The 25,846-nt window shown below is 73.1% G+C and carries 26 protein-coding genes, 1 tRNA gene and 1 pseudogene; 19 read left to right on the top strand and 9 right to left on the bottom strand.

Features of this window, described 5'->3' with window-relative positions; genetic code table 11:
- Nucleotide 1: 1 nt before the first annotated feature.
- The 3 genes from ABD249_RS07175 to ABD249_RS07165 form a co-directional block, all read right to left on the bottom strand.
- Nucleotides 2-469 (bottom strand): hypothetical protein, encoded by a 468-nt coding sequence (locus ABD249_RS07175; protein WP_344342123.1) that lies wholly within the window; start codon nt 467-469, stop codon nt 2-4.
- 3 nt (nt 470-472) lie between these two features.
- Complete coding sequence (locus tag ABD249_RS07170) at nt 473-712, bottom strand: PspC domain-containing protein (protein WP_344342121.1); 240 nt, start codon at nt 710-712, stop codon at nt 473-475.
- Between the two features lie 107 nt (nt 713-819).
- Nucleotides 820-904, bottom strand: a tRNA-Leu gene (locus tag ABD249_RS07165).
- Nucleotides 905-1,044: 140 nt separating this feature from the next.
- On the opposite strand from ABD249_RS07165, the gene ABD249_RS07160 reads away from it, so the two are divergent.
- The 5 genes from ABD249_RS07160 (at nt 1,045) to ABD249_RS07140 (ending at nt 5,422) form a co-directional block, all read left to right on the top strand.
- Nucleotides 1,045-2,352 (top strand): M20/M25/M40 family metallo-hydrolase, encoded by a 1,308-nt coding sequence (locus ABD249_RS07160; protein WP_344342119.1) that lies wholly within the window; start codon nt 1,045-1,047, stop codon nt 2,350-2,352.
- Complete coding sequence (locus ABD249_RS07155) at nt 2,353-3,183, top strand: undecaprenyl-diphosphate phosphatase (protein WP_344342116.1); 831 nt, start codon at nt 2,353-2,355, stop codon at nt 3,181-3,183.
- Nucleotides 3,180-4,394, top strand: coding sequence for a cysteine--1-D-myo-inosityl 2-amino-2-deoxy-alpha-D-glucopyranoside ligase (locus tag ABD249_RS07150; protein ID WP_344342113.1), 1,215 nt, complete (start codon nt 3,180-3,182; stop codon nt 4,392-4,394). Before ABD249_RS07155 ends, ABD249_RS07150 begins: the two co-directional genes overlap by 4 nt.
- An 85-nt stretch (nt 4,395-4,479) precedes the next feature.
- A complete protein-coding gene (locus tag ABD249_RS07145; RefSeq protein WP_344342110.1) occupies nt 4,480-5,229 on the top strand; it encodes a hypothetical protein in 750 nt (249 codons plus the stop codon).
- A 13-nt stretch (nt 5,230-5,242) separates the two neighbouring features.
- Nucleotides 5,243-5,422, top strand: a complete 180-nt coding sequence (locus tag ABD249_RS07140; protein WP_344342107.1) for a DUF2256 domain-containing protein — start codon at nt 5,243-5,245, stop codon at nt 5,420-5,422.
- Between the two features lie 3 nt (nt 5,423-5,425).
- On the opposite strand, the gene ABD249_RS07135 is transcribed toward ABD249_RS07140, so the two are convergent.
- Both ABD249_RS07135 and ABD249_RS07130 read right to left on the bottom strand, forming a co-directional pair.
- Nucleotides 5,426-6,409: a phosphotransferase enzyme family protein gene (locus ABD249_RS07135; RefSeq protein ID WP_344342104.1), complete on the bottom strand. Its 984-nt coding sequence runs from the start codon at nt 6,407-6,409 to the stop codon at nt 5,426-5,428.
- Between the two features lies 1 nt (nt 6,410).
- Nucleotides 6,411-7,367: a PAC2 family protein gene (locus ABD249_RS07130; RefSeq protein WP_344342101.1), complete on the bottom strand. Its 957-nt coding sequence runs from the start codon at nt 7,365-7,367 to the stop codon at nt 6,411-6,413.
- Nucleotides 7,368-7,457: 90 nt separating this feature from the next.
- Between ABD249_RS07130 and ABD249_RS07125 the strand changes: the two genes are divergently transcribed.
- The 10 genes from ABD249_RS07125 to ABD249_RS07080 all read left to right on the top strand — a co-directional run bounded on the left by ABD249_RS07125 (nt 7,458) and on the right by ABD249_RS07080 (nt 17,803).
- The gene (locus tag ABD249_RS07125; protein ID WP_344342098.1) at nt 7,458-8,126 is read left to right on the top strand and encodes an HAD family hydrolase; all 669 of its coding nucleotides are present in this window, start codon (nt 7,458-7,460) and stop codon (nt 8,124-8,126) included.
- On the top strand, nt 8,123-9,127 hold the full coding sequence (locus ABD249_RS07120; protein WP_344342095.1) for a tRNA (adenine-N1)-methyltransferase: 1,005 nt from the start codon (nt 8,123-8,125) through the stop codon (nt 9,125-9,127). Before ABD249_RS07125 ends, ABD249_RS07120 begins: the two co-directional genes overlap by 4 nt.
- Nucleotides 9,124-10,101: an FKBP-type peptidyl-prolyl cis-trans isomerase gene (locus tag ABD249_RS07115; RefSeq protein ID WP_344342092.1), complete on the top strand. Its 978-nt coding sequence runs from the start codon at nt 9,124-9,126 to the stop codon at nt 10,099-10,101. Before ABD249_RS07120 ends, ABD249_RS07115 begins: the two co-directional genes overlap by 4 nt.
- The gene (locus tag ABD249_RS07110; RefSeq protein WP_344342089.1) at nt 10,098-11,069 is read left to right on the top strand and encodes a helix-turn-helix transcriptional regulator; all 972 of its coding nucleotides are present in this window, start codon (nt 10,098-10,100) and stop codon (nt 11,067-11,069) included. Before ABD249_RS07115 ends, ABD249_RS07110 begins: the two co-directional genes overlap by 4 nt.
- Nucleotides 11,069-12,025: a helix-turn-helix transcriptional regulator gene (locus ABD249_RS07105; protein WP_344342086.1), complete on the top strand. Its 957-nt coding sequence runs from the start codon at nt 11,069-11,071 to the stop codon at nt 12,023-12,025. The genes ABD249_RS07110 and ABD249_RS07105 overlap by 1 nt, the downstream gene beginning before the upstream one ends.
- An 82-nt stretch (nt 12,026-12,107) precedes the next feature.
- Nucleotides 12,108-12,320 carry a twin-arginine translocase TatA/TatE family subunit gene (locus ABD249_RS07100; protein ID WP_344342083.1) on the top strand — a complete coding sequence of 71 codons (213 nt, stop codon included), beginning with the start codon at nt 12,108-12,110 and terminating at the stop codon, nt 12,318-12,320.
- A gap of 57 nt (nt 12,321-12,377) precedes the next feature.
- Nucleotides 12,378-13,121: a twin-arginine translocase subunit TatC gene (tatC, locus tag ABD249_RS07095; RefSeq protein WP_344342081.1), complete on the top strand. Its 744-nt coding sequence runs from the start codon at nt 12,378-12,380 to the stop codon at nt 13,119-13,121.
- Nucleotides 13,118-15,565: a DEAD/DEAH box helicase gene (locus ABD249_RS07090; protein WP_344342079.1), complete on the top strand. Its 2,448-nt coding sequence runs from the start codon at nt 13,118-13,120 to the stop codon at nt 15,563-15,565. The genes tatC and ABD249_RS07090 overlap by 4 nt, the downstream gene beginning before the upstream one ends.
- Nucleotides 15,562-17,088 (top strand): apolipoprotein N-acyltransferase, encoded by a 1,527-nt coding sequence (gene lnt, locus ABD249_RS07085; RefSeq protein WP_344342077.1) that lies wholly within the window; start codon nt 15,562-15,564, stop codon nt 17,086-17,088. The genes ABD249_RS07090 and lnt overlap by 4 nt, the downstream gene beginning before the upstream one ends.
- A complete protein-coding gene (locus tag ABD249_RS07080) occupies nt 17,081-17,803 on the top strand; it encodes a glycosyltransferase (RefSeq protein WP_344342074.1) in 723 nt (240 codons plus the stop codon). The genes lnt and ABD249_RS07080 overlap by 8 nt, the downstream gene beginning before the upstream one ends.
- A 6-nt stretch (nt 17,804-17,809) precedes the next feature.
- Here ABD249_RS07080 and ABD249_RS07075 read toward each other — a convergent pair whose 3' ends face one another.
- The 3 genes and pseudogenes from ABD249_RS07075 to ABD249_RS07065 all read right to left on the bottom strand — a co-directional run bounded on the left by ABD249_RS07075 (nt 17,810) and on the right by ABD249_RS07065 (nt 20,313).
- Nucleotides 17,810-18,565 carry a glycerophosphodiester phosphodiesterase family protein gene (locus tag ABD249_RS07075; RefSeq protein WP_344342071.1) on the bottom strand — a complete coding sequence of 252 codons (756 nt, stop codon included), beginning with the start codon at nt 18,563-18,565 and terminating at the stop codon, nt 17,810-17,812.
- Between the two features lie 347 nt (nt 18,566-18,912).
- Nucleotides 18,913-19,818 (bottom strand): annotated as a pseudogene (locus tag ABD249_RS07070) (SPFH domain-containing protein); the annotation flags it as partial.
- A 36-nt stretch (nt 19,819-19,854) separates the two neighbouring features.
- Nucleotides 19,855-20,313, bottom strand: coding sequence for an NfeD family protein (locus tag ABD249_RS07065; protein WP_344342065.1), 459 nt, complete (start codon nt 20,311-20,313; stop codon nt 19,855-19,857).
- A gap of 137 nt (nt 20,314-20,450) precedes the next feature.
- On the opposite strand from ABD249_RS07065, the gene ABD249_RS07060 reads away from it, so the two are divergent.
- Both ABD249_RS07060 and ABD249_RS07055 read left to right on the top strand, forming a co-directional pair.
- On the top strand, nt 20,451-21,218 hold the full coding sequence (locus ABD249_RS07060; RefSeq protein WP_344342062.1) for an SDR family oxidoreductase: 768 nt from the start codon (nt 20,451-20,453) through the stop codon (nt 21,216-21,218).
- On the top strand, nt 21,218-23,191 hold the full coding sequence (locus ABD249_RS07055; protein ID WP_344342059.1) for a S9 family peptidase: 1,974 nt from the start codon (nt 21,218-21,220) through the stop codon (nt 23,189-23,191). The genes ABD249_RS07060 and ABD249_RS07055 overlap by 1 nt, the downstream gene beginning before the upstream one ends.
- Before the next feature lie 57 nt (nt 23,192-23,248).
- Here ABD249_RS07055 and ABD249_RS07050 read toward each other — a convergent pair whose 3' ends face one another.
- A complete protein-coding gene (locus ABD249_RS07050) occupies nt 23,249-24,595 on the bottom strand; it encodes an MFS transporter (protein ID WP_344342056.1) in 1,347 nt (448 codons plus the stop codon).
- Nucleotides 24,596-24,650: 55 nt separating this feature from the next.
- Between ABD249_RS07050 and ABD249_RS07045 the strand changes: the two genes are divergently transcribed.
- Both ABD249_RS07045 and ABD249_RS07040 read left to right on the top strand, forming a co-directional pair.
- Entirely contained in the window at nt 24,651-24,836 is a 186-nt protein-coding gene (locus ABD249_RS07045; protein ID WP_344342053.1) for an LPXTG cell wall anchor domain-containing protein, read from the top strand.
- On the top strand, nt 24,829-25,845 hold the full coding sequence (locus ABD249_RS07040) for an NUDIX domain-containing protein (RefSeq protein ID WP_344342050.1): 1,017 nt from the start codon (nt 24,829-24,831) through the stop codon (nt 25,843-25,845). Before ABD249_RS07045 ends, ABD249_RS07040 begins: the two co-directional genes overlap by 8 nt.
- The last annotated feature ends 1 nt before the right edge of the window (nt 25,846 follow it).

The following is a 25,846-nucleotide window of genomic DNA, read 5'->3' as shown; positions in this document are numbered from 1 at the left end:
CTCAGCGCACCGGGTTCGCGGCGAACCAGTCGCGCATCGGCACGAGGTTCGTCAGCGGCGCGAACGCGCCAATCGTGCCGTGGTCGAGGGCGAGCGCCACGATGCCGGCGCCCTGCAGGGTCGCCGCCCACTCGATCGCGCCCGGCAGCGGCGTCGCGAGCAGTCGACTCGCCTCGTCGGAGGAGAGCCCCATCGACAGCCCGGCGTCGTGGGCGCGCTGCGCCGTCGTGAACGCGAGGACCATCGGACCCTGCGGCATGGCGGCCGCGAAGGGCATGGGGTGCTCGGCGTCGCCGCGGGCGATGAAGATCCATCGGTCGAGGCCGAGCACGGCCCGCCAGAGCGCTGCCATCGCCGCCCGGTCGTCCGGAGCGGCCCGCGACGCCTCGGCGAGGCGATCGATGCGGGCGACGACCTCCGGTGCCGCGTCCAGGGAGGGGGAGCGGTCGCCGACGTCGGAGGTCGACATGGCTCAGCGGCGTCCGAGCCAGCGCGCGAGGGGGATCGAGCCGTCCTGCCAGGGCGTGACCGCCCAGGCGACGAGGTACGCGGCGATGCCGAGCACGGGAAGCAGGAAGGAGAGGAGGACGATCAGGCGCACGAGCCACACGTTCCAGCCGACGCTGCGGGCGATGCCGCCGGAGATGCCGCCGAGGAGACGCTGCGGGCCACGGCGGAAGCCGGTCTTGCGGATGCCGTCGAAGATGCTCATGCGGCGAGGCTAGAGGGCCGTCCTGTGCTGCGGCCATGGCCGAGGTGGGCCGCCGCAGAGCCCTCCGGATACGAGGAAGGCCCGGAGCCGAGGCTCCGGGCCTGTCGTGCGCGAGGGGGGACTTGAACCCCCACGCCCTATGCGGGCACTAGCACCTCAAGCTAGCGCGTCTGCCATTTCCGCCACCCGCGCAGGTGACGATCCCTCTCGGGACCGGAGACGACTCTAGCACGCACGCGGCGGCGCACATGACCACCGGGGGCCGCCGACGGGACGCGGCGTCGTCCTCGCGCATGACGACCGGACGCACCGGTCGCGACTAGCCTTGGACGGTGACCGACCAGCTCTCGCCGACCGCTGCCATCGCTCGTGACCTCATCCGGTTCGACACGCAGAACTACGGCGAGGGCCGCTCGAACGGCGAGGCGGACGCCGCCGCGTACGTCGCCGACTTCCTCGCGCGCCTCGGCATCGAGAGCCGCACCTTCGAGGCCGCTCCGGGTCGCTGCAGCGTCGTCGCCGAGCTGCCCGGCAGCGATCCGAGCCTGCCCGCGCTCGTGCTGCACGGCCACCTCGACGTCGTGCCCGCGGACGCCGCGCAGTGGAGCGTCGACCCGTTCGCGGGCGTCGTGCGCGACGGCATGCTGTGGGGCCGCGGCGCCGTCGACATGAAGGACATGGTCGCGATGATGCTGCAGGCGGTGCGCCAGCTCGTCGAGGCGGGCGTCCAGCCCCGCCGCCGCGTCATCCTCGGCTTCTTCGCCGACGAGGAGGACGGCGGCGCCTACGGCGCCCACTGGCTCGTCGAGCACCACCCCGAGGTCTTCGCCGGCGCCTCGATGGCCATCAGCGAGGTGGGTGGGTTCTCAGTCACCCTCGACGGTCGGCGCGCCTACCTGCTGCAGACGGCCGAGAAGTCGCTGCTGTGGATCCGCCTGCGCGCGACGGGCACGGCGGCGCACGGCTCGCAGGTCATGCGCGACAACGCGGTCACGAAGCTCGCCAGGGCCGTCGCGGCCCTCGGCGTCCACGACTTCCCGATCGAGCTCACCGACACGACGCGCACGCTCGTCGACGAGGTCGCGGCGCTGCTCGGCGTCGACGTCGACGAGCTCGGCCCCGACGAGGTCGCGCTGCGCACCGGCGGCATGTCGCGCTTCCTGCGGGCGAGCCTGCGCACGACGGCGAACCCGACGATGCTCGACGCGGGCTACAAGCACAACGTCATCCCCGGCACGGCCGAGGCGCGCATCGACATGCGCACCCTGCCCGGCCGGGAGGACGAGGCGCTCGAGACCGCCCGGCGCATCGTCGCCGAGGCCGCCGACGACGTCGAGCTCGACATCGTGCGCCAGGACGTCGGGCTGGAGGTGCCGTTCGCCGGCGAGGCCGTCGAGGCGATGGTCGCCGCGCTCGGCAGGCACGACCCCGACGCGCCCGTGCTGCCGTACATGCTCTCCGGCGGCACCGACAACAAGGCGCTCTCGCTGCTGGGCATCGCGGGCTACGGCTTCGCGCCGCTGCGCCTCACCCCCGAGCTCGACTTCGCGGCGATGTTCCACGGCGTCGACGAGCGCGTGCCGCTCGACGCGCTCGACTTCGGCACCGCCGTGCTCGCCGACCTCCTGCAGGAGCTGTAGATGCAGTGGATCGAGGCGATCCTGCTGGGCATCCTGCAGGGCGCGACCGAGTTCCTGCCCATCTCGTCGAGCGCGCACCTGCGCATCGCCGGCCTGTTCCTGCCCGGTGCCGAGGACCCGGGCGCGACGTTCACGGCGATCACGCAGATCGGCACCGAGCTCGCCGTCGTCCTCTTCTTCTGGCGCGACATCGTGCGCATCCTGCAGCGCTGGTTCGGCGCCCTGCGCGGCACCGTGCCGAAGGACGACCCCGACGTGCGGATGGGCTGGCTCGTCATCATCGGCACCGTGCCGATCGTCGTCGCCGGCGTGCTGCTGCAGAGCCTCATCCGCGACCAGCTGCGGTCGCTCTGGATCACGGCGACCGTCCTCATCGTCTTCGGCCTCATCCTCGGCGCCGCCGACCTGCTCGGTCGACGCGACAAGGGCCTGCGCGACATCACCTACCGCGACGGCATCCTCGTCGGGTTCGCGCAGGTGCTCTCGCTCATCCCCGGCGTCTCGCGATCGGGGGCGACGACGACCATGGGCCGTGCGCTCGGGTACGAGCGGCCGGCCGCGGCGAAGTACGCGTTCCTGCTCGCGATCCCCGCCGTCTTCGGCGCCGGCCTCTACGAGACGTACCAGGCGCTCACCGAGCCCTCGTCGGCCGGCTACGGCTGGGGGCCGACGATCGCCGCGACGGTCGTCGCGTTCGGCGTGGGCCTCGTCGTGATCCGCTTCCTCATGGCCTACATCTCGAAGCGGTCGTTCCTGCCGTTCGTCGTCTACCGCGTCGCCCTCGGCACGGCGCTGCTCGTCGCCCTCGGGGCAGGATGGATCGCCGCATGAGGACCTGGGATCGCGCGCACACGCCCCGCCTGCCCGGGCGCGGACCGCGCCCGGCGCTGCACGACGCCAAGACCGACGCGCCCGTCGTCGTGCCGGGCGGCGACGACGCCTCGCTCTACACGTGCGGCATCACGCCGTACGACGCGACGCACATCGGCCACGCCGCGACGTACCTCGCGAGCGACACGCTCACGCGGGTCTGGCTCGACGCCGGGCTCACGGTGCGCACGGCCATGAACTCCACCGACGTCGACGACCCGCTGCTCGAGCGCGCGACGCGCGACGGCGTCGACTGGCTCGAGCTCGCAGAGCACGAGCAGGAGGTCTTCCGGCACGACATGGCCGCGCTGCGCATCCTGCCGCCCGACGCGTGGATCGCCGTGACCGAGCGCATCGACGCGATCGCCGAGGCCGTCGCGCGGCTCGTCGACTCCGGCGACGCCTACCGCGTCGACGACGACGTGTACTTCGACACGACGCGCGAGCGCGCCTACCCGCTCGGGCTCGGCAGCCGCACCGACCGCGACGCGATGCTGCACCTCGCGCGCGAGCACGGCGGCGACCCCGAGCGGCCCGGCAAGCGCGACCCGCTCGACCCGCTGCTGTGGCGCGCCGAGCGGCCGGGGGAGCCCGCATGGGACTCGCCGGTCGGCCGGGGTCGTCCTGGCTGGCACATCGAGTGCGCCGTCATCGCGATGGCCGAGCTCGGCGCGCCGTTCACCGTCGCGGCCGGCGGCATCGACCTGCGGTTCCCGCACCAGGAGATGCAGGCGCATCACGCCCTCGCCCTCGGTGCGACGCTCTTCAGCGAGACGCGCGCGAACGCGGGCCTCGTCGCGTACGACGGCGAGAAGATGTCGAAGTCGCTCGGCAACCTCGTGAAGGTGCGCGTGCTGCTCGAGGAGGGCGTGCGCCCCGCCGCGATCCGCCTCGCGCTGCTCGCGCACCACTGGCGCACCGACTGGGAGTGGACGGCGGCCGACCTCGAGGCCGCCGACGCCCGGCTCGACGCCTGGACGGCGTGGGCGCAGATCCCGCCCGACGATCCGTCGCTCGACGACTCGGTGCTCGAGTGGCTGCGCTCGACGCTGCACCACGACCTCGACACCCCTGCCGCGCTGCAGGCGGTCGACGCGTTCATCGCCCGCGCACCCGCCGACGACGTGTCGATCGACGCGATCGACGCGCTGCTCGGCGTGCGCCTGCGCTGAGCACGGCGGCGGGGTCGGCGCAAGTCGGTTGCCGCCGCCCTCGCGACGCGGTCTGCTGGGATCCCCTGCACGAGAGGACTCCGCCATGCGCGCTTCCGAGGACCCCATCCGCCCCGACGACGACCGGACGCGGCCCCTGCCGTCGGACGGCACGACGCGCGACGACGTGCGCCGCGACGCCGTGCCGGTCGACCGGGACGATGCGCGCACCGCGCGCGTCGAGCGCGTGCCGACGGGCTCGACGGCCCACGGTGCCGCCGGCGCCACCGCGCTCGGCATGTCGCGCCAGGAGGTCGTGGCGCGCGAGAAGCAGCGCTTCGGCGGGATGAAGATGGGCAGCGCGTTCTTCGGCTGGCTGACCGCGACCGGCTCGGCGGTGCTGCTCACCGCGCTCGTCGCCGGCGCTGGCGCGGCGATCGGCCTCGGCACGGGCACGTCGGCCGAGGAGGCCGCCGCCGACGCGGGCGGCACGATCGGGCTCGTCGGCGCCATCGTCGTGCTCGTCGTCCTCTTCGTCGCCTACCTCGCCGGCGGCTACGTCGCCGGTCGCATGGCGCGATTCAGCGGTGCGAAGCAGGGTCTGGGCGTATGGATCTGGGCCATCCTCGTCGCGATCGTGCTCGCCATCGTCTCGGCGATCGCGGGCAGCCGGTGGAACGTGCTGGCGAACCTCGACGCCTTCCCGCGCCTGCCGTTCGGCGAGGGCGAGCTCACGACCCTCGGCATCGTCACCGCGGTGCTCGCGCTCGTCGTGAGCCTCGCGGGCGCCGTGCTCGGCGGCCTCGCCGGGATGCGCTTCCACCGCCGCGTCGACCGCGAGGGCCTCGGGCGCTGAGCCCGCGACGATCGTGACGACGCCACCGCGCCGGAGCAAGCCGTGCGAGCAGTGCGGCCGCCCCTTCGAGGATCGCAAGCGCTGGTCGGGGCGCGACCAGTGGGACGACGTGCGCTACTGCTCGCGCCGCTGCCGCGGCGAGGCGGCCGCCGCGCGGCGGCGGACGCGCTCGGACGGCGGCGCGTCGGCGTGACGCTCAGGCGACGGATCGCGAGAAGCGCCCCGTCGCGAGCCAGGCCTCGAGCCGCGCGACGGCCCGGAGGAGGTAGCCCTCGCCCTGCGCGCGCAGCGACGCGGTCGCGGATCCCAGCATGTCGTTCGCCAGCAGCAGCTGCCGACCCGCCACGAGCGCCTCGAGGTCTGCAGGATCGACGTCGGGCAGCGCTCGCACCGATCGATAGCCGGCATCCAGCGCGGTGCGGATGTCCGAGGTGTCGCCGTAGAAGGCCGCGATCGCGAGGTCGAGCGCGGGCACGGCGAGGGCCGCGTCGTCGAAGTCGAAGACCGCGACCTCCGAGCCCGCTCGCTTGAGGTTGCCGGCGTGGAGGTCGGCATGGAGGATGCGGGGCGCATCGGCCGCGTGCACCCGCGCGTGCGCGGCGTCCGCGATCTCGAGCGAGCGCCGCAGCACGTCGCGCGCCGCGGTCGTCAGCACCCTCGCGTCGAGCAGCGCGGGTGCGTCGCCGAACAGCGCGTCGCGGTACTCGGGCACCGACGACCCGGCGGGAGCGCTCCATCCCTCGGCATGGTCGTGCATCCGCGCCATCGTCGCGCCGAGCGCGGAGGCGACCGAGGGATCGAACGTGCCGACGTCGTCGCCCGCCAGCCAGCCCGCGGCGGTGACGAGCCGCTCGCCCGCGGCCGGCTGCGAGCGCACGCTCGCCTGCCAGGCGCCCTCCGTCGTCCGACGCGGCACGGGCACGAGCACGTCGGCCTCCGCGGCGAGCGCCAGCTGCCACGCCTGCTGGGCGGCGACGTGCGACGCGTCGCTGTGCGAGCCGACGAGCACGCGCAGCGCCCAGGACCGCGCCCCCTCGTCGACGCGGAAGGTCGCGTTGTACGCGACGAGCACGGGCTCGAGGCGCACGACGTCGAGGCCGAAGGACGCGGCGGCGTCGACGGCGACCGCGCGGAGGATCTCGACCTGCTCGGCCTCCGGCCGGTCGGCGAGGTCGGCCACCTCAGACCGGAGGCGGGGGAGCGGTCGGCTCGTCGCCCTCGCCGCTCGACGCGCCATCGGCGCCGTCCTCGTCCTCGTCCTCGGGAGTCTGCGTCTCGAGGAAGCGCTGGAACTCCTTCGCGAGCGCCTCGCCCGACGCCTCGGGGCTCTCGGCCGTGTCGCGCTGCTGCTCGAGGTGGCCGATGTACGCGCGCATGTCGTCGTCGCGGTCGGCCAGCTCGTCGACGCCCGTCTCCCACTCGCCCGCGAGCCGCGGCAGCTCGCCGAGGGGCACCGTGACGTCGAGCAGCTCGCTGAGCCGGTCGATGATCGCGATGGTCGCCTTCGGCACGTGGGTCGCGTGCACGTAGTGCGGCACCGACGCCCAGACGCTCGCCGTCTGGATGCCGAGCTGCTCGGCGGCCATCGCGATGACGCTCATGACCCCGGTGGGGCCCTCGTACTCGCTCTGCGCGACGCCCAGGCGATGCCGCAGCGACGCGGACTCGCTCGTGATGCTCGTGGGCGTCGGGCGCGTGTGCGGCACGTCGGCGAGCATCGCGCCGACGAACACGATGGCGTCGACCTCGCACTGGCGCGCGATGTCGACCGCCTGCTCGGCGAAGTCGAGCCAGTTCCTGCTCGGCTCCGCCCCCAGGAGCGCGAAGAGCTCGCCCTCGGCGCCCGTGGACACGGGCAGCCCGGCATCGTCGGCGATCGCCTCGCGCACGCTCGAGCGCGTCGGGGCGTAGGCGATGGTCGCGGGCCACGACAGCGCGCGCGAGCCGTCCTCGAGCCTGCGGATCTGCGGACGGGCGAAGGTGAAGTCGAGGAAGTCGTCCGGCTCGATCTCGTCGAAGGGCTCGAGCCCGCACGCCTCGATGACGGCGCGCACCGCCGAGGAGGCGGCCTCGCCCGCGTCGTTCCAGCCCTCGAAGGCCACGAGCATGATGCGCCCGACGATCGGTCCCGTGGTCACGTGCGACGTCCTCTCATGAGGCGTCCACTCTACGTGCGCCGCCTCCCGGCCCCGGCAGGTTCTCCCCGTGGCGGAACGTAGGATGGTGCGGTGAGCGATCTGGATGCCGTGCTGTGGGATCTCGACGGCACCCTCATCGACAGCGAGTCGTACTGGCGCGTGTCCGAGCGGCGCCTCGTCGACGAGTTCGACGTGGCGTGGACCGCCGACGACGAGACGGCGCTCATCGGCGTCGACCTGTGGGCGGGAGCCCGCTACATGATCGGTCGGGGCGTGCGGATGGAGCCCGACGCGATCGTCGAGCGGCTCACGCACGAGGTCACCGACCAGCTGCGCGTGCACGTGCCCTTCCGTCCCGGTGCCGCCGAGCTGCTCGGCGCGCTCGGTGCGGCGGGCGTGCCCATGGCGCTCGTGACGATGTCGACGCGCTCGCTCGTCGACCTCGTGCTGTCCGCGAGCGCCGAGCAGCTGGGCATCGATCCCTTCGCGACGACGGTCACGGGCGACGAGGTGCCGCGCGGCAAGCCGTTCCCCGATCCGTATCTGCAGGCGATCGACGCGCTCGGCGTGCGCGCCGGCGCGTGCGTCGCGTTCGAGGACTCCATCCCCGGCGCGACGTCCGCACGCGACGCCGGTGCCGTCGCCGTCGGCGTGCCGCACGAGGTCGACCTCTCGGGCGTCGAGGGCATCGTGCTCTGGGACGGTCTCGCAGGCCGCTCCGTCGACGACGTGCGCGGCCTCGTGGGGGTGCGCGCATGAAGCCCCGCACCGGCCCGCTCGGCTACGGCGATCCCGTGCAGCTGACGGGACCCAAGCAGCGCCAGCACACGGTCGTCCTCGCCGAGGGGCTCGCGTTCCACACGCAGCACGGCGTGCTGCCGCACGCCGACATGGTCGGCATCCCCGACGGCTCGATCGTCCACGTCGGCGAGCACGCGTACCTCGCGGTGCGGCCGCTCCTGCACGACTACGTCATGTCGATGCCGCGCGGCGCGGCGATCGTCTACCCGAAGGACGCCGGCCACATCCTCACGTACGCCGACGTGCAGCCCGGCCTCCGCATCGTCGAGGCGGGCGTCGGCTCGGGCGCGCTGTCGCTGTGGCTCCTGCGCGCCCTCGCCGGCCAGGGCGAGCTCGTCTCGTTCGAGCGTCGGCAGGAGTTCCTCGACATCGCCGAGGCGAACGTCGCCGGCTGGTTCGGCGAGCGCCCCGACACGTGGCGCACGATCGTCGGCGACCTCGCCGAGACCCTCGGCGACCACGTCGCCGAGCAGACCGCCGACCGCGTCGTGCTCGACATGCTCGCGCCGTGGGAGTGCGTCGACGCCTCGGCGACGGCGCTGCAGCCCGGCGGCATCCTGCTCGCGTACGTCGCGACCGTCACGCAGCTCTCGCGGACGGTCGAGGCCGTGCGCGAGGACGGCCGCTTCGCCGAGCCGCACTCGCAGGAGACCCTCGTGCGGTCGTGGCACGTCGACGGCCTCGCCGTGCGTCCCGACCACCGCATGGTCGCCCACACCGGCTTCCTCATGACCGCCCGCCGCGTCGCCGACGACCTCGACGTCCCGTCGTTCAAGCGCCGGTCGAACAAGGCCTCCTACACCGACGCCGACGTCGAGGCGTGGACGCCCGGCGCGGTCGGCGACCGCGAGAAGAGCGACAAGCGGCTGCGCCGCGCGCTGCGCGATGCGCGCAGGCAGTCCGACCGCCTCGCCGCCGGTACCATCGACTCCGACTCCCGAACCGAGGAAGACGCGTGACCAAGCACCTCCGCCGCCCGCTCACGGCGGCAGCCGCCCTGCTCGTCGTCGGCACCGCCCTCACGGCGTGCCACGTCGTGCCGTCCGAGCAGTCGATCGCCGGGTGCACGCCGACGATCCAGCCCGGCGGTGCCTCGAACGCCGTCCGTGCGACGACGGGCATCGACGCGCTCCCGACCGACGTGCCGTTCTCGGCGCCCGTCGCGATCGAGGCGCCGCAGGCGAGCATCGTCGGGGCGACCGACGACCCCGCCGAGCCCGGCGACGTCGTCGTCGCGACCTACACGCTCTACGACGGCACGACGGGCGAGGTGCTCGAGTCGACCGACTCGACGCTGCTGACGGCGCTCGCCGCCGAGACGGGCGAGGCTGCGCCGCCGGCCTCGTCGCCGCTCACGCTGCGCACCGGTGGCGAGACCGTGCTGTCGCAGGGCCTCGAGTGCGCGACGCCCGACTCGACCGTCGCGCTCGTGGCGCCCTTCATCGACCTCTTCGGCGACTCCGTCGCGCAGGCCGGCATCGACCCCGAGTCGACGGCCGTGCTGCTGCTCGACGTGCAGGACGCGTTCGCCGGTCGCGCCGAGGGCTTCCCGCAGCCCGCCGTCAACGGCGTGCCCGCCATCTCGCTGGCACCCGACGGCACCCCCGGCGTGACGTTCCCCGGCGGCGAGGCGCCCACCGACCTGACCGTCGCGACGACGATCCGCGGCGACGGCGACGAGGTCGAGGAGTCCGACTCCGTCGTCGTGCAGTACACGCTGCTGGAGTGGGGCGGCACGACCGTGACCGAGACCACGTGGGGCTCGGCGCCGGCGACGTTCACGCTCGCCGACCTCATCCAGGGCTTCCAGCAGGCCATCGTCGGCCAGGAGGTCGGCAGCCAGGTCGTCGCCGTCGTCCCGCCGGACCTCGGCTACCAGGACGGCCGCACGCTCGTGTTCGTCATCGACATCCTGGACGCCGAGGCGGCGTGAGCCCCGTCAGCGTCGAGGAGCGCCAGTTCTCGCTGATGCTGGCGCTCCTCCACGCTGCGCACGGTGCGACGAAGCGCGAGCTCTTCGAGCGCGTCGCCGGCTACCAGGGGCGCGCGATCGACGCAGCCCTCGAGCGTCAGTTCGAGCGCGACAAGGACGACCTGCGCGAGCAGGGCTTCGTCATCGACGTCTTCACGCCGCCCGCCGAGCATGACAACAACCAGGAGTCGCGCTACCGGCTGCTCGACGCGATCGTCGGCACGCCGGAGGACCTCGAGTTCTCCGACGCCGAGCGCACCCTCATCGACCTCGCGCTGCGCGTGTGGCGCGACGGCGGTCTCACCGAGGAGTCGCAGCTCGCCACGACGAAGCTGCGGGCGCACCCGCGGTTCCGCACGGGGCTCGAGCAGGCGGTGTCGCCGACGCAGTCGGCCGTCGACCGCGCCTTCCACGCCCTCAAGCGGGCGACGGAGCGCGGCTCCGTCGTGCAGTTCGCGTACCTGAAGCCCGGCGAGCGCGAGGCGACGCGGCGCACGGTGCAGCCGTGGTGCGTCCTGCTCTTCCGCAGCCGGTGGATGCTGCACGGGTTCGACGTCGACCGCGGCGAGACGCGCACCTTCCTCATGCGACGCATCGTCAGCGACGTGACGCAGCAGCGCCCGCGGGAGCCGTTCGCCGTGCCCGACGGCGCCGCCGACGCGGCCCTCGCCGACCTCGAGCGCATCTGGGCGTCCGCGACGGCCCGCGTGCGGGTCCTGCCCGGCTCCGACGCCGAGGTGCGCCTCGCGCGTCGCCGCGACACGACGGTCGACGGCGACGTGCTCACGCTGCACCACGCCGACACGAACCTGCTCGCGGACGAGCTGACGGGCTACGGCGCCGACGTCGTCGTGCTCGAGCCTCCGCTGCTCGCGCAGCTCGTGCGCGCACGGCTCGAGCGCATCCGCGACGCGCATGGGGAGGCGTGATGGCCAGGGCATCGCAGCGAGGGCAGCGCCAGTCGGTCGCGCTGCTCGTCTCGCTCATCCCGTACCTCGCCGCCGAGGGCAGCGTGACGGTCGCCGACGCGGCGAGGCACTTCGACGTCTCGGAGCAGCGCATCCGCGACGCCGTCCGCCTCATCTTCATGTCGGGCGTGCCCGACGGGTTCGGCGACTTCGACCGGTTCGACCTCAACGTCGACGCGTTCGAGGAGCAGGACGTCATCGAGCTCGGCTACCGCCCGGCGCTCGACGGCGACGCCATCCGGCTCGCGCCGCGCGAGGTCGGCGCGATCCTCGCCGGCCTGCGGCTCATCGCCGGGGTGCAGGGCATCGACGACGACGCGGTCGCGGCCCTCGTCGGTCGGCTGCGCCGGGCCGCGGTGCCCGCCGCCGCCACCCTCGGCGTCGACGCGCCCGTCGCGGATCGCGCGGCGCGCACCGTGCGCGACGCCATCGAGCACCGCATCGTCGTGCACCTCGACTACCGCAAGCCCGGCGCTCCCACCGAGCGGCGCACCGTCGCGCCGACGGCGCTCGAGCTGCGCGACGGTGAGGCCTACCTGCGCGGCTACGACCTCGATCGCGCCGCGGAGCGTCGCTTCCGGCTCGACCGCACGGAGTCGGTGACGCACTCGGACCTGCCGTTCCCCGAGGCGGCCCTCGCGCCCGCCCGGGATCGCATCGACCCCGACGAGACGATCGTCGTGCGCGCGACGCCGGCCGCGGCGGCGCTCCTCGCCGACTACGCCGACGGTCCGGCGCGCACCGACGGCGACCAGGAGATCGTCGAGATCCGCGTCTGGAACGCCGACGCCGTCCTCCGCCAGGTCGCCTCGCTCGGCGGCGACGCCGTCGTGCTGCGCCCCGCCTCGGCCCGCGCGGCGATGCGTCGCTTCGCCGAGGACGCGCTGCGCGCAGCCGACGGCGCGCGAGACGCATAGGCCGCGCACAGCGGAACGTCGTGCGACGCAGCGCGGCGCGGTCCGGCGAGGAGTACCCTGGGGGAGACGAGAGGAATCGATCATGGGCGGATTCGGCGCCAACCTGGCCTCGCACTGGTGGGTCATCCTCATCATCGTGGTGCTCATCTTCGGAGCGACGCGCCTCCCGATGCTCGCGAAGGGCGTCGGCGAGTCGATCAACATCTTCAAGCGCGAGGTGAAGAAGGACGGCGCGGGCCCGGAGGACGAGCCCACCGCAACCACGACGTCGAGCGACACGCGCGACACGAAGTAGCGGATGGCCGTCACGGCCGGCGCCGCTCGGCGCACGCGGAGGGCACCCGACGGTCGCATGCGACTCGTCGAGCACCTGCGTGAGCTGCGCACGCGCTTCGTCATCTGCTTCGCCGCCATCGCCGTGCTCGGCATCGGCGGCTTCTTCCTGTCGGACCTCGTGCTCGAGCTGCTCGCCGCGCCCCTCGAGCCGCTCCAGGCCGACCGCATCGTCGAGCTGAACTTCACGTTCATCACGCAGTCGTTCGACATCAAGATGCGCATCGGCCTCCTCGTCGGCGTCATCGCCGCGAGCCCCGTGTGGCTCTACAACATCCTCGCCTTCCTCCTGCCCGGGCTCCACAAGGGCGAGCGCCGCTACGTGTGGGGCTTCCTCGCCTCCGCCGTGCCGCTCTTCCTCGGCGGCTGCACCATGGGCTGGCTGCTGCTGCCGCGCATCGTGCAGCTCTTCGTCGGCTTCGCCCCCGAGGGCACGACGTCCGTGCTGTCGGCGCAGGAGTACTTCGACTTCTCGTTCAAGCTCGTCGTCGCGATCGGGCTCGGCTTCGTCGTGCCGGTCGTCATCGTCTTCCTCAACCTGGCGGGCGCGATCACGGGCGCCGCCATCCTCAAGGGCTGGCGCTGGGCCGTGCTCGGCATCGCGCTCTTCGCCGCATGCGTCACGCCGGCGGGCGAGCTGCTGTCGATGTTCCTCATCGCCGGCCCGATCATCGTGCTCTACTTCGCCGCCGGCGGCTTCGCGGTGCTCAACGACCGCCGCCGAGCGAAGCGCCTCGCCGCCGACGTGGGGCAGGCTGCGTGACGTCGATCGCCACCGAGGCCTTCGGCGCAGCGCTCCCGTTCGGCCTCGATCCCTTCCAGCGCGAGGCGTGCGAGCACGTCGAGGCGGGACGCAGCGTCCTCGTCGCGGCCCCCACGGGCGCCGGCAAGACGATCATCGCCGAGTTCGCCATCCACCTCACGCTCGCGGCGCCGACGGGGCGCGTGTTCTACACGACCCCCATGAAGGCGCTGTCGAACCAGAAGTTCCGCGAGCTGCAGGCCGTCTACGGCGACGACGCGGGGCTGCTGACGGGCGACACGTCGATCCGCGGCGACGCTCGCGTCGTCGTCATGACGACCGAGGTGCTGCGCAACATGCTCTACGAGGGGCGCGACCTCTCGGACCTCGAGCACGTCGTGATGGACGAGGTGCACTACCTCGCCGACCGGTTCCGCGGCGCCGTGTGGGAGGAGGTCATCATCCACCTCCCGCAGCACGTGCGGATGGTGTCCCTCTCGGCGACGGTGTCGAACGCCGAGGAGTTCGGCGCCTGGCTCCAGGCCGTGCGCGGCGAGACGAGCCTCGTCGTGAGCGAGCACCGGCCCGTGCCGCTCGACGGCCACGTGCTCGTGCGCGGCTCGCTCGTCGACCTGTTCGACTCGCGCGGCGACGCCGAGAGCCACCGGCCGAGCCGCGAGCTCGTCGAGCGCACGCGCGGCAGCGACGGCTCGGCGACGCACGGGCACCGCGACCGCGGCGGGCACAACCGGCACGTGCGCCGCGGCCAGCAGGGACGCAAGGGGCAGCGCCAGGGCGGCGCGGTGCGCGGCGACTCGCACACGTGGCGCGGCGATGGGCAGCAGCGCAGGCTCGACCGCGTCGCGCTCGTCGAGCTGCTCGACGAGGCGTCGATGCTGCCGGCGATCTGCTTCATCTTCTCCCGCAAGGGATGCGACGCCGCGGTCGAGCAGGTCGTCCGCGGCCGCACGATCCTCACGACGGCGGAGGAGCGCGGCGAGATCCGCGCGCTCGTCGAGGAGCGCACGCAGCGGCTCGACGAGTCGGACCTCGCGGTGCTCGGCTACTGGGAGTGGCTCGACGGGCTCGAGCGCGGCGTCGCCGCCCACCACGCGGGGCTGCTGCCGGTCTTCAAGGAGATCGTCGAGGAGCTCTTCCAGCGTCGGCTGCTGCGCAGCGTCTTCGCGACCGAGACCCTCGCGCTCGGCATCAACATGCCCGCGCGCACCGTCGTGCTCGAGCGGCTCGAGAAGTTCAACGGCGAGGCGCGCGTGCGCATCACGCCCGGCGAGTACACGCAGCTCACGGGCCGTGCCGGCCGGCGGGGCATCGACACCGAGGGCCACGCCGTCATCGTGTGGTCGGGCGAGCAGTCGCCGCAGGAGATCGCGAACCTCGCGTCGCGCCGCTCCTACCCGCTGCAGTCGAGCTTCCGCCCGACGTACAACATGGCCGTGAACCTCATCGACCGCTTCGGCGTCGACCGCACGCGCGGGGTGCTCGAGACGTCGTTCGCGCAGTTCCAGGCCGACCGCTCGGTCGTGCAGCTCGCGCGCAAGGTCGTCGACCAGCGCTCGAGCCTCGAGGGCTACGCCGAGGCCATGACGTGCCACCTCGGCTCGTTCCCCGAGTACGCCGCGCTGCGACGCGAGTCGAGCGACCTCGAGCGCGAGGCGCAGCGCGGCGGGCGCAGCCACGCCGAGCGCGACGCCGTGCAGCAGCGCCTCGGCGACCTGCGCGCGCTCATGCGCTCCCACCCCTGCCACGCGTGCCCCGACCGCGAGCAGCACGCCCGCTGGGGCGAGCGGTACTGGCGGCTGCGTCGCGAGGTCGACCAGGTCGACCGCCAGATCTCGCGCCGCACGGGTCAGGTCGCGCAGCAGTTCGATCGCATCTGCGCCGTGCTGCGCACGCTCGAGTACGTCGTCCCCGCCGACGACGAGTCCGGCGAGCAGCGGGTGACGGCCGCGGGGGAGACCCTGCGCCGCATCTACGGCGAGCGCGACCTGCTCGTGGCGGAGTCGCTGCGCCGCGGACTGTGGACGCACCTCGACGCCGCCGATCTCGCCGCGCTCGTGTGCGCGCTCGTCTTCGAGCCGCGCCGCGGCGAGCAGGCCTCCGAGCGGCACCTGCCCGGCGGCCCCTTCCGCGACGCGCTCGCGGCGACGACGACGCTGTGGGCCGAGCTCGACGACCTCGAGCGCTCGCGGCAGCTGCCGGGCAGCGAGCCGCCGCAGACGGGTCTGTCGGTCGCGATGCATCGGTGGGCGCGCGGCGCGCACCTCGACGTCGTGCTGCGCGACACGGACCTCGCCGCCGGCGACTTCGTGCGGTGGGTTCGTCAGACGGTCGACGTGCTCGAGCAGCTGCAGGACGTCGGCACCGCACGCATCCGACGCACGGCGCGCGACGCCGTCGACCGCATCCGCCGTGGCGTCGCCGACCTCGGGCAGGAGGCCTCGTGAGGCCGTTGCGGCTGCGCGCACCGCTGCCCGCGTGGGGCTCGGTGCTCGCCGGCGTCGGCGGCGCCGTGCTCCTGACGCTCTCGTTCCAGCCGTTCGACTGGTGGCCGCTCGTGCTGCCCGGCGTCGCCCTCGCGCTCGTCGCGCTGCGCGGACGTCGCATGTCGGCGGCGTTCGGCATCGGCACGCTCACGGGCGCCGTCTTCTTCGGCATCCACATCCAGTGGATCACCGTGTACCTCGGGCCGCTGCCGCTCATCGGCCTCACGGGCATCATGGCGCTGTGGTGGGGCCTCGGCGGCATGCTCCTCGCGCTCGCCTGGCGTCTGGGGGAGCGGCTCCGCTCGGCCTGGGCGCGGCTCGTGGCCCTGCCCGCGCTGCTCGCGGGCGTCTGGATGCTGCGCGAGTCGCTGTCGTCGACGGTGCCGTGGGGCGGCTTCTCGTGGGGCAGGCTCGCGTACTCCCAGGCATCGAGCCCCATCGGCGACGCCGTCTCCTGGGTGGGTGCACCGGGCCTGACGTTCCTGCTCGCGTTCGTCGCGGCGTTCGGCGCCTGCCTGACGCTCGCGCGCGGCATGCTCGTGCGGCGTCGCGTGACGGCCGCGGCGGCCGTCGCCGTCGCGCTCGTCGCGATCCCGGCCTTCCCCGTCCAGGAGGTCGGCGAGGTGCGCGTCGGCGCGGTGCAGGGCGACAGCGAGGCCGGGCTGCTCGCCCCCTACGCCGCCGGCGACATCATCCGCCAGCACGCCGACGCCACGGAGCTCCTCGCGGGCGAGGACATGGACCTGCTCGTATGGCCCGAGAACGCGGGGGAGACGGATCCGCAGGACTCGCCCGCCTCGGTCGGCATCCTCGACGCCGTGCAGGAGGAGGTCGACGCGCCGATCGTGCTGGGCGCCGTGACGTACGAGGGCGAGGACTCCTACAACTCGCTCCTGCTGTGGGACGAGGGCGTGCAGGCCGACTACCACAAGCGGCACCCCGTGCCGTTCGCGGAGTACCTCCCCGAGCGCGACTTCTTCGGCCCCATCCTCGACGCGTTCGGGTTCCTCGAGCTCATCCCGCGCGACTACTCGCTCGACCCCACGAGCGCGAACGCCTTCGACGTCGACGGCGTCTCCTACGGCCTGGCGATCTGCTTCGACATCATCGACGACGGCCTCGTGCGCGAGATGGTCGTCGAGCACGGCGCGCAGATCATCCTCGCGCCGACGAACAACGCCGACTTCGGCGAGGGCTCGTGGGAGAACGTGCAGCAGCTCGCGATCGCGCAGCTGCGCGCGCAGGAGGCCGGCCGCGCGCTCGTCAACGTGTCGACGGTCGGCACGAGCGCCATGGTGCTGCCCGACGGCACGATGGTCGATAGGCTGCCGCAGTACGAGCCGGGAGCCATGATCGAGACCTTGCCGCTGAGCGACACCGTGACGCCTGCGATGGCCGCGGGTGCTGCGATCGAGCGCGCGATCGCCATCGCGGCCCTCGGCGCCCTCCTCGGGCTCGCCCTCGTGGGGAGGCGACGTGCCTAGCGCGCTGGTGGTCGTCCCGACGTACGACGAGGTGGACAACCTCGAGCGCACGATCGGCAGGCTGCGGCAGAGCGTGCCGCACGCGCAGGTGCTGATCGTCGACGATGCGAGCCCCGACGGCACGGGTGCGCTCGCCGACGCGCTCGCGGAGGGCGACGCCGGCGTCGAGGTGCTGCACCGCACCGACCGCGGGTACGGCTCCGCCGTGCGCGCAGGGCTCGCACGCGGCCTCGAGGCGGGCGTCGACGCCATCGCCGTCATCGACGCCGACGGATCGTACGACGTCATGCTGCTGGGGGAGATGCTCGAGGCGATCGACGCCGACGTCGACCTCGTCATCGCATCGCGCTGGGTGCCCGGCGGCGACGTGCGCGCCATGGCCGGCCGACGACGACTGCTGTCGCGCGCCGGCAACCGCTACGCGCGCACCCTGCTCGGCACCGACGTGCAGGACCTGACCTCGACGTGCCGCGTCTACTCGACGCGCGTCCTGCGCCGAGTGCCGTTCGACCGGCTGCGCTCGGACTCGATCGCGTTCCAGATCGAGCTCGCCGTGCGGATCGCGCAGGCCGGCGGACGCATCGTCGAGATGCCCGTGCAGTTCACCGAGCGTGCGGTCGGCGTCTCGAAGACCGACGTCGGCATGGTGCTCGACACGCTGCGCCGCGTGACGCTCTGGGGTGCGCGCGGCATCCGCGCTCGCCCGCGCGGGTAGCGCTCCTCAGCCGTCTCGCTGATCGCGCAGGGTCGCGACGGCGACGTCGGCGCGGTCGGTGACGATGCCGTCGACGCCGAGCGCGACGAGCCTGCGCATGGCGCCCGCGTCGTTCACGGTCCACACGTGCACCTCGACGCCCGCGTCGTGGAACGCGGCCACGGAGCGCGCGTCGACGATGCGCACGCGGCCGAGCCGCTCGGGCACCTGCACGGCGTCGATGCCCGCGAGCGCGCGGCGGAGGGCGCCGCGCCTGCGCAGGCGGACGGCGACGAGCGCTCGCGTCATGATCGCCCGCGACGCGCTCGTGGCGACGCCCGGCAGCGCGGCGACGGCTCGAGCACGCGTCGTCTCGTCGAACGACGTCACGAGCACGCGATCGGTGGCGCCGGCCTCGCGGATCGCTCGGACGGCGGGCTCGACGGCACCCGGAACCTTGAGGTCGAGGTTGAACCGCGCCTCGGGGAGGGCGGCGAGCGCCTCGGCGAGCGTCGGGACGCCGTGCCCGCCGGCGAGCCCGGCGGCCGCGAGCGCGGATGCCGACGAGACGTCGATGCGGCCCTGACCCCCGCCGACGCGCTCGAGCGTCGCGTCGTGGGCGAGCACGGCGACGCCGTCGGCGCTCACGCGGACGTCGGACTCGACGTGCGTGGCACCGACGGCGATCGCCGCCGCGAAGGCGGCCAGGGTGTTCTCGGGGACCTCGACCGCGAGCCCGCGATGAGCGAGGATGCGCGGTCGAGGCCCCTCGAGGAACGTCACTGCTGCGGCGGCTGCGGCGGCTGCTGCGGCTGCTCGGGCTGCTGCGGCGGGGCCGGGGGCTGCGGCGCCTGGCCCGGCACCTCCGCCTCGGCCTCCCGCACGGAGTCGAGCGCCTCCTCGAGGCCCACGCCCGGCGTCTCGTCCGCGAGCGAGGTCGTCGACGAGATCGTGTTCGACTCGCCGGCGCCCTGCGGGTCGATGCCCGATCCGCGCAGCGTCTCGGCGATCGACGGCACCGAGACGTCGCTCACCGAGTCGGGCTCGAACGTCTCGTCGAGGATCGACGGGCCCTGGCCGTCGGAGAAGGACTTCGTCGCCTGGAACGGGATCTCCGCCTTGCCCTGGAAGAAGCCCTTGCCGATCTCCTGCAGCGCGTCGGTGAGCTCGGACGGGATGATCCAGAGCTTGTTCGCGTCGCCCTCGGCGAGCTTCGGCAGCGTCTGGAGGTACTGGTACGCCAGGAGCTTGTTGTCGGCGTCGCCGGCGTGGATGGCCGCGAACACGCGCTCGATGGCCTCCGACTCGCCCTTGGCGAGCACGACCTGCGCCTCGGCGTCACCCTTGGCACGCAGGACCTGCGACTTGGCGTCACCCTCCGCGCGGAGGATCGTCGACTGGCGCGAGCCCTCCGCCTCGAGGATCTGCGACTGCTTGAGGCCCTCGGCCGTGAGGATGGCGGCGCGACGCTCGCGCTCGGCGCGCATCTGCTTCTCCATCGGCTCGAGGATCGAGGGGGGCGGGTCGATCGACTTGAGCTCGACTCGCGTGACCTTGATGCCCCACTTGCCGGTGGCCTGGTCGAGCACGGCGCGCAGCTGCGAGTTGATGACGTCGCGGCTCGTGAGCGCCTCCTCGAGGTTCATCGATCCGACGACGTTGCGGAGCGTCGTGGCCGTGAGCTGCTCGACGGCCGAGAGGTAGTCGGCGATCTCGTAGGTCGCCGACCGCGGGTCGTTGACCTGGAAGAACACGACGGTGTCCATCGCGACGTTCAGGTTGTCCTCGGTGATGACCGAGAGCGGCGGGAACGTGCGCACCTGCTCGCGCATGTCGACGCTGTACGCCAGCCGGTCGATCACGGGCACGAGGATGTTGAGGCCGGGGCCGAGCACGCGGTGGAAGCGACCGAGGCGCTCCACGATGCCCGTGAATCCCTGCTTGATGATGCGGATCGACCTGGCGATGATCACGACGACGACGATCAGGACGATCGCGACGATGATCAGCAGCAGGACTGGGCCGAAGAGGTCCATGTCGTGCGTCTCCTAGCGTTGGGGTTGGGTTCGGGGTCAGCGCTCGGCGGGCACGACGACGGCCGTCGCGCCCTCGATCGCGGTGACGACGACGCGCTCGCCGACGTCGAGGTCGCGCGGGCGCGTCACGGGCGAGAGCCTCGCCGACCAGGTCTCGCCGTTCGCGAGCGTCACCTCGCCCATGAGACGGACGAACTGGCGCGTCACCTCCCCGCCGAGGCCGACGACGGCGTCGACGTTGGTGCGCGCGCTCTCGCCGGATCGGTGGAGCCGGTTGAGCAGCGAGGGCCGCACGAGGAAGAGGAAGAGCGCGGCGGCGACGGCGGCGATGATGACCTGCGCCCACAGCGGCAGGCCCGTGAGGCTCGACACGAGGCCGACGAGCGAGCCGAGGCCGAGCATGAGGAAGGTGAGCTCGAGCGTGATGAGCTCGATGACGAGGCAGATCAGGGCGACGGCGAGCCAGCCGACCCACGCCCACATGATGATGTCCATCCATCCTCCTCGCGCCCATCGTATCGAGCGCGCCCTGGGGCTGGCTGGGTGCGCCTCGGGGTTGCGGACGCGCGCACGGCCTCCCGTGCGCGGCGTCCCCCGAAGGTAGGGTCGAGGGTCGAGAAGAAGGAGCACTCGTGGACATTCCGCTGCAGCCCGCATCGCTCGCAGGCAAGGCCGCGCTGGTCACCGGATCGAGCCGCGGCATCGGCGCCGCGACGGTCGGGTTCCTCGCGGCAGCAGGCGCCGACGTCGTCGTCACCTACCGCAACAAGGCGCCGCGCGCCGAGAAGGTCGCAGCCGCCGCGCGCGAGCACGGCGTGCAGGCGCTCGTCGTGCAGTCCGACCTCACCGACGCCGCGAGCGTCGACGCGATGCTCCAGACGGCGAAGGACGCCTTCGGCGGCCTCGACGTGCTGGTGATGAACGCATCGGGCGGGATGGAGTCGGGCCTCGGCGAGGACTACGCCATGCGGCTCAACCGCGACGCGCAGGTCGCGCTGCTCGAGGCGGCGATCCCGGTGCTGCGCGAGGGCGCGCGCATCGTGTTCGTCACGAGCCACCAGGCCCACTTCATCCGCACGGTCGAGACCATGCCGGAGTACGAGGCCGTCGCGCTCTCGAAGCGCGCTGGCGAGGATGCGCTGCGCGAGCGCATCGTGCAGCTGCAGGCGCGGGGGATCGACCTCGTCGTCGTCTCGGGCGACATGATCGAGGGCACCATCACCGCGACGCTCCTCGAGCGAGCCAACCCGGGAGCCATCGCGGGCCGCCGCGAGGACGCCGGCCGCCTCTACGACGTCGACGAGTTCGCCGCCGAGGTCGCCCGTGCCGTCGTCGACCCCGTGCCGCACGACCACACGCGCCTCGTCGGCGACGTCTCCGGCTTCCAGGCGCAGCGCTGATGCGCGCGGAGCACATCGAGCACCTCGTCGAGCTCTCGGCGCCGGCCGTCCATCCCTCCGGGGCATGGGCGGTCGTCGCCGCGTCCCGGCCGTCCATCGCGGCGAACCGTCGCGTGGGGCAGCTCTGGCGCGTGTCGCTCGCCGACGGATCCCGCACCCGCATCACGCAGGGCACCTCGGATGCCGCGCCGCGGCTCACGCCCGACGGCGATCGCATCCTCTTCCTGCGCGGCGACGCGAAGGACCGCCAGCAGGTGTGGGTCATGCCCGCCGACGGCGGCGAGCCCGTGCAGACGACCGACGCGCCCGGCGGCGTGACGGGCTTCCGCATCTCGCCGGACGGCACGCGGCTCGCGCTCACGGTGCGCGCCGACGAGCCCGGCCGAGGTCGCTCCGTCGAGGGCCTGACGCCCGAGGCGCAGTCGCCCCGCCGCATCCTCGACCTGCACGCGCAGCGCAACGGCGCCGGCTACCGGATCGACGCGCACAGCCGCGTCGCCGTCGCCCCCATCCTCGACGTCGGCGCCGAGCCCGACTACGACCGGGCGCCCGCCCCGCACGACGCCGGCGCGGAGCAGGCGCCGACGCCGTCGTCGCGCATCCCCGAGGCGACGGTGCTCACCTCGGGCGACGTCGACCACGTCGGTGCCGTGTGGAGCGTCGACGGCACCGAGATCCTCGCGGTGCGCGTCGACCTCGGCGCTCGCACGGACCTGCGCAACGCCGTCGTCGCGATCCCCGTCGACGGTGGCGACGAGCACGAGGTGCTCGGCACCTCGGCGAACCTGTCCATCGGCGAGATCGCCGCGGACGCGGGCGGCCTCTGGGTCGTCGCGCAGGACGTCGGCGAGACGGGCATCGACTTCGTCGCGCGGAGCGCCATGCTGCTGCGCGTCGCGGGCGACGCGGTCGAGCGGCGCACGGACGAGCAGACCGTCGACCTCGCCGAGGGCCAGATCACCCTCGTCGACGACGGCGTGCTCGTGCAGGACCGCACGCGCGGACGCGTGCAGGTGCTGCACGTCGGCGACGCCGGCGTCACGCGGCTCACGTCGGACGCGACCGAGGCGACGGGCCTCGGCGTCGCGGGCTCGACGATCGTCGCGACGGTGCAGACCCCCACGTCGTTCGGCGAGCTCGGCGTCGTCGAGGACGGCGGCGTGCGCATCCTCACCGACTTCGGCGCCGACCTGCAGGCCGACGGCATCGTCGTGCCCACCGAGCACGACCTCGTCGTGCGCGACGGCGAGCACGTGCACGGCTGGGTGTGGATGCCCGAGGGCGAGGGCCCGCACCCCGTGATCCTCAACATCCACGGCGGACCGTTCGCGCAGTACGGCGTGCACGTCTTCGACGAGGCGCAGGTCGCCGTCGACGCGGGCTACGCCGTCGTGCAGTGCAACCCGCGCGGCTCGGCGGGCTACGGGCGCGACCACGGCGTCGCCATCCGCCAGCGGATGGGCACGGTCGACCTGCACGACGTGCTCGACTTCCTCGACGGCGTCCTCGCGGCGCACCCCTCGCTCGACGCCGCACGCATGGGCATCATGGGCGGCTCGTACGGCGGGTACCTCACGGCGTGGACGATCGCCCACGACCACCGATTCCGCGCGGCGCTCGTCGAGCGCGGCTTCCTCGACCCCGACGCGTTCGTCGGCACGAGCGACATCGGGTCGTTCTTCGGCGACGAGTACGTGGGCACCGACCCCGAGCTCGTGCGGTCGCAGAGCCCGATGGCCGTGGTGTCGCAGGTCACGACGCCGACGCTCGTCGTGCACTCCGAGCGCGACCTGCGCTGCCCGCTCGAGCAGGCGCAGCGGTACTTCGCGGCGCTGCACCGCCAGGGCACGCCGTCGGAGCTCCTCGTCTTCCCCGGCGAGGACCACGAGCTCACGCGCTCGGGCCAGCCGCGCCACCGCGTCGAGCGCTTCGACGCCGTGCTCGAGTGGTTCGGACGACACGTCCGCGCCTGATCGGACGCGCACGACGAGGCCCCGCATGCAGCGTGCATGCGGGGCCTCGTCGATGGATCAGCGCGTGCGCGTCGATGCGCGCTCGCGCATGCCCGCCTCGTCGTCGAGCCAGTTCCTGCCGTCGTTGCGCAGGAAGAGCACGTAGACGACGAGCGACGCGGCGATCGCGACGGTGACGTAGCCGATGAAGAGCGGCACCTGGTCGGCGCCGTTCGCCGCCGTGTAGAGCAGGGGAGCGGTGCCGCCGAACATCGAGTTCGCGAGCGCGTAGCCGAAGCCCACGCCGAGCGCGCGGATGTGCGTGGGGAAGAGCTCGGCCTTCACGACGGCGTTGATCGACGTGTAGCCCGTGAGGATGACGAAGCCGCCGACGAGGATCGCGAACGCCGCGACGGGGCTCGTCTGCTGCGGGAGGAACGTCAGCAGGAACCACGTGTAGAGCACGCCGCCGATGCCGAAGAAGATGAGCAGCGTCCGCCTGCCGACGATGTCCGAGATCCATCCGCCGAGCGGCTGCAGCAGCATGAGGATGGTCAGGGCGACGAGGTTGATGACCGTGCCCGTGACGACGTCGTCGCCCGCGAACGCGCCCTTGACGATGTTCGGCCCGTTGACCGAGTACGTGTAGAAGGCGACCGTGCCGCCCATCGTGACGAGGAAGCACAGCAGCAGCGGACGCCACTGGTGCACGAGCAGCTCGCGCATCGAGCCCGACTGCCGCGACGCACCCGTGCGCACGGCCTCGATCGTGTCGGAGGTGAGCGACTCGTCCATCGTGCGGCGCAGCCAGAAGACGACGAGCGCGGCGACGCCGCCGATGCCGAACGCGACGCGCCAGCCCCACGAGGAGATGGCGTCGTCCGACATCGTCAGCACCATGATCAGCAGCGTCGACTGCGCGAGGACGTGGCCGCCGACGAGCGTCACGTAGTGGAACGAGGAGAGGAAGCCGCGACGCCCGGGGATCGCGGCCTCCGACATGTACGTGGCCGACGTGCCGTACTCGCCACCGGTCGCGAATCCCTGCGCGAGGCGGCAGAGGATGAGGATGATCGCCGAGCCGGCGCCGATGGCGGCGGCCGTCGGCGTGATGGCGATGACGAAGGAGCACGCCGCCATGAGCGACACCGACACCGTGAGGGCGTAGCGGCGGCCGCGGCGGTCGGCGAGCCGCCCGAAGAACCAGGAGCCGACGGGCCGCATGATGAAGGTCACGGCGAAGATGGCCCAGATGAACAGGCCCGTCCCCTCCTGACCCTCGGAGAAGAACTGCGACTCGAAGTACGTCGCGAAGACGGAGTAGACGTAGACGTCGTACCACTCGACGAGGTTGCCCGCCGAGCCCTTCAGGGTGTTGGACACGGATCTGCGGAGGCTCACGGGCGCGTGGGTCGTCGTCGACATGGTCATCGAGCCTAACGACGTCGCGCCCATCGCGCCGAGCCGTAGGATCGTGCGCGTGGACGCCTTCGCCGTGGACCAGCTGCCCGTCACCGCGACCGAGATCGCCTCGTGGGCGATCGCGCTCGTCGCGGTCGCCATCGTCGTGATCGGCGGTGCGGTGCTGCTCGTGTCGCGTCGCCGTCGCGCCCGGCAGGCGGCCGAGACGCCCGTCGCCGAGCAGGGCGACCCGACGGATGCCTGACGCGAGGGGCGTGCGCCGCACGGCGCGCATCCTCTGCGTCGATCCCGCCGGAGCGACGCTGCTGCTGCGGACCCGATGGGACCATGACGTCGCGCCGCCGCGCTGGCTCACACCGGGTGGTGGCATCGAGCCCGGGGAGACTGAGCGCGAGGCGGCGGTGCGCGAGCTCTTCGAGGAGACCGGGCGACGCATCGGCGAGGACGACCTCGTCGGCCCGATCGCGCACGCGCGCGTGCCGCATCCCGACGGCCACCCGTACGCCGCGACCGACGCGCTCACGTTCCTCTGGCGCTGCGAGCGGTTCGAGCCCGGTGCCGAGCACCGCATGGACGACGAGCTCGACGACATCCTCGAGCACCGCTGGTGGACGGCCGACGAGATCCGCGCGTCCGACGACGACTTCAGCACGGAGGACGTGCTCGCGCAGCTCGACCGGCTCGCGGGCGGCGAGCCGCAGCCGGGCGACGCCGTGCGCGTCGAGGGCGCGAAGTGGAACGGGAAGCCGCACTGGCGCTACGACGCACGGGTGCTCGGCACCGACGAGCACGGGCTGTGGATCGGCGTCGACGCCGGCACGACCGTGCTGAAGGGCTGGCGCAAGGAGTACCTCACGGGCCATGCGTTCGTGCGGCTCGTGCCGCCGACCGCCGTCGCGTGGGACGACGGCACGTGGATGCTCGCCGGCTGGTGGGATCGCTCCGACGTCGACGCCTACGTCGACGTGTCGACGCCGCCGACCCTTCGGCGCGGACCGGAGGGCTGGATCGTCGAGTACGTCGACCTCGACCTCGACCTCGTCGTGCCCGCGAGCGGCCTCGCCCCCTGGATCGACGACGAGGACGAGTTCGCCGCGCGCTCCGTGAGCCACGGCTGGCCGACCTGGCTCGTCGAGCGCGCGCGGTCGGTCGCCGACGACCTGCTCGTGCGCTCGTCGAGCGCCCCGGCCGTCGCCATGGACGCGGGCCACCGCTGGCTGGCGCAGCAGCTCGAGGCGGACGGCGAGCGCTGAG

It is taken from the genome of Agrococcus versicolor, assembly GCF_039531815.1.
GTDB lineage: Bacteria > Actinomycetota > Actinomycetes > Actinomycetales > Microbacteriaceae > Agrococcus > Agrococcus versicolor.
This window is presented reverse-complemented; position numbering and strand designations above follow the sequence as displayed.

Excerpts from the sequence above, each read along its gene's own strand:
- ABD249_RS07145 (WP_344342110.1), top strand. The coding sequence starts at position 4,480 with ATGCGCGCTTCCGAGGACCCCATCCGCCCCGACGACGACCGGACGCGG.
- ABD249_RS07040 (WP_344342050.1), top strand. The coding sequence starts at position 24,829 with ATGCCTGACGCGAGGGGCGTGCGCCGCACGGCGCGCATCCTCTGCGTC.
- ABD249_RS07050 (WP_344342056.1), bottom strand. The coding sequence starts at position 24,595 with ATGTCGACGACGACCCACGCGCCCGTGAGCCTCCGCAGATCCGTGTCC.
- ABD249_RS07150 (WP_344342113.1), top strand. The coding sequence starts at position 3,180 with ATGAGGACCTGGGATCGCGCGCACACGCCCCGCCTGCCCGGGCGCGGA.
- tatC (WP_344342081.1), top strand. The coding sequence starts at position 12,378 with ATGCGACTCGTCGAGCACCTGCGTGAGCTGCGCACGCGCTTCGTCATC.
- ABD249_RS07155 (WP_344342116.1), top strand. The coding sequence starts at position 2,353 with ATGCAGTGGATCGAGGCGATCCTGCTGGGCATCCTGCAGGGCGCGACC.
- ABD249_RS07100 (WP_344342083.1), top strand. The coding sequence starts at position 12,108 with ATGGGCGGATTCGGCGCCAACCTGGCCTCGCACTGGTGGGTCATCCTC.
- ABD249_RS07170 (WP_344342121.1), bottom strand. The coding sequence starts at position 712 with ATGAGCATCTTCGACGGCATCCGCAAGACCGGCTTCCGCCGTGGCCCG.
- ABD249_RS07105 (WP_344342086.1), top strand. The coding sequence starts at position 11,069 with ATGGCCAGGGCATCGCAGCGAGGGCAGCGCCAGTCGGTCGCGCTGCTC.
- ABD249_RS07055 (WP_344342059.1), top strand. The coding sequence starts at position 21,218 with ATGCGCGCGGAGCACATCGAGCACCTCGTCGAGCTCTCGGCGCCGGCC.
- ABD249_RS07120 (WP_344342095.1), top strand. The coding sequence starts at position 8,123 with ATGAAGCCCCGCACCGGCCCGCTCGGCTACGGCGATCCCGTGCAGCTG.
- ABD249_RS07065 (WP_344342065.1), bottom strand. The coding sequence starts at position 20,313 with ATGGACATCATCATGTGGGCGTGGGTCGGCTGGCTCGCCGTCGCCCTG.
- ABD249_RS07175 (WP_344342123.1), bottom strand. The coding sequence starts at position 469 with ATGTCGACCTCCGACGTCGGCGACCGCTCCCCCTCCCTGGACGCGGCA.